Genomic DNA, 1,101 nt, shown 5'->3' with positions numbered 1-1,101 from the left:
TTAAAATACCCTAAACATTATCGCTTTACCAAGCCTACTTTTTATGTAGGTGGTTCAAATCGTCAATGGGATTCACTGGCATACGCCACAGCCATGACCTTTATGGATACATCAATCCCGCTTGGGACACACTTATATCAATCAATAGAGCACTACTTCAAAATAGATAAAGATATAACAGAAAAACACGGATTTCCTGAGGAGTTAAAACCCTATTTAGACCCAGCAGATTGCCAAGTTAATAGAGAAGCCGTGTGGTAGTGAAGTTAGTTTGTTTAGCATTTACACAAAGGAGTGATGCCGAACTGAGAAAAAATAGTTAATAGTACAGTTCGGTAATAAGGAAGTTGAATATGTTTGAGCAATACGCAAAAACCGCTTATCGCGGTAAGCAAGCTGCAAAATTTAGAAATGAAATCGCAACAGATGAACGTGATTCAATGTTTTGCCGCTATCAAAGTAAGCAGGCGTTTTACCCGAGAGACGGTGTATTTGGCCACTGTTTTGATAATAGTCAAAACAGTTGCTACAAAGGTAATATTACTGGAGCAGAAAAATATGCACGTTCAATTTTAGCAAAAGGTAAAAATGAATTAGCAATGCCATTAGCAGGAAACGCAACTAATATTGCTGGCTTTGTCATTTTTTCTTGGGCAATAATTCATTTTTGTATTGTTATATTCTTGTTTGTTATGCCGTTATTTAGTTTAGCTTTAGGGGCGGTTGATGTTGCGTTAGAATTTTTAGCGGGCCTGTCATTATGTTGGATAGTTTCTAAATTGATTAATTGGTTAATTTGGCCGTTTTTTAGGTTTAAATATAATCTAGCTGTTATTTTTAATCGTGCCACAGGAATGGTGGAGGTACCAACTAAAAACGCGAAAGATTTCGATATTTTCCCATTTGAAGAGTTTAATGCACATTATAGGGTGCAGCATAACCCTAAAAGCGGTTTTCCATACCGTGGGTTTACTTTTGCGTATTCTCATGACTTTGATCACCGATTCTCATCAGCTTTGATCACCTGATTTATCATTTTGTAGAGCCGTTTTTAAATTAGCTTAACTGATCATCATCAGTCAATTTATTTAACTGTTTTCG

1 protein-coding gene and 1 pseudogene are annotated in these 1,101 nt (G+C 36.2%); both read left to right on the top strand.

Annotation, left to right across the window (positions count from 1 at the left end; all coding sequences use genetic code 11):
• A pseudogene (locus H5154_RS22795) lies at positions 1–261 on the top strand (hypothetical protein); the annotation flags it as partial.
• Positions 262–353: 92 nt separating this feature from the next.
• Positions 354–1,028 carry a hypothetical protein gene (locus tag H5154_RS22790; RefSeq protein ID WP_182719736.1) on the top strand — a complete coding sequence of 225 codons (675 nt, stop codon included), beginning with the start codon at positions 354–356 and terminating at the stop codon, positions 1,026–1,028.
• Positions 1,029–1,101: the final 73 nt, after the last annotated feature.

The organism is Pseudoalteromonas sp. SR44-5 (genome assembly GCF_014163675.1).
Lineage (GTDB): Bacteria > Pseudomonadota > Gammaproteobacteria > Enterobacterales > Alteromonadaceae > Pseudoalteromonas > Pseudoalteromonas rhizosphaerae.
This window is presented reverse-complemented; position numbering and strand designations above follow the sequence as displayed.